The following is a 722-nucleotide window of genomic DNA, read 5'->3' on the forward strand; positions in this document are numbered from 1 at the left end:
TTTTCAAGTTGACCATCTGAGTTAAACTTAAGTTTATCTTTGCATTTTATAGAATTATCTTTTGCAACAAGATATCCTTCAAATCTATTTGTTATTGGTGCTACTGTTGCAACACCAGTATAATCATCAATATCAACACATATCCCATATAAATCATCACCACCACCGGCCTCTACATGAGGTTCAAAATGTGGTTGTCCTTGAGTAAATTGATTTGCAACAAGTTTTACTCCTCTTTTATATGGATAGCCTTTACTTGGATGACTTTCAAATTTATCACAACTACTTGTTACAGAACCGCCTGAATTACTAAAATGTTGATATTTGTCTCTAAAATCAGTATTGTTACTAAAAACAGCAAGCTCATCACTTGGGTTTTTCATTAATGCTTTCAGCTTATTACGTTTATCTTCATAATCTTTTATTAACTGAGTTATATTACTAGACACTCCTTAACCTCCTCTAACATTTAACTTAATTTGCTATGACCTATTGCCATAAATTGCAACTTTAACAAAATAAACCTTATATTGACCTTTACGAGTAGAATCATCTTCTGCTAAATCAATAGTAAATACATCACTAAGTGCAACAATATTAATCATTTTTTTCCCACCACTCTCTGCTTTTATAATCATTCCATTAGAATCAAAATCTAATTTATTTGAGACTGTGATACTTGAATCACTAGCAGCTAAGTATCCACAAAAATTACATGTTAT

2 protein-coding genes are annotated in these 722 nt (G+C 30.7%); both read right to left on the reverse strand.

What is annotated here, in order from left to right; translation table 11 throughout:
* On the reverse strand, positions 1–449 hold a 449-nt coding region (locus U880_RS0106280; protein WP_024655210.1), incomplete at its 3' end, for a DUF228 domain-containing protein.
* Between the two features lie 33 nt (positions 450–482).
* On the reverse strand, positions 483–722 hold a 240-nt coding region (locus tag U880_RS0106285), incomplete at its 5' end, for a DUF228 domain-containing protein (protein ID WP_024655211.1).

The sequence above is a fragment of the Borrelia hispanica CRI genome, assembly GCF_000500065.1.
Taxonomy (GTDB): domain Bacteria; phylum Spirochaetota; class Spirochaetia; order Borreliales; family Borreliaceae; genus Borrelia; species Borrelia hispanica.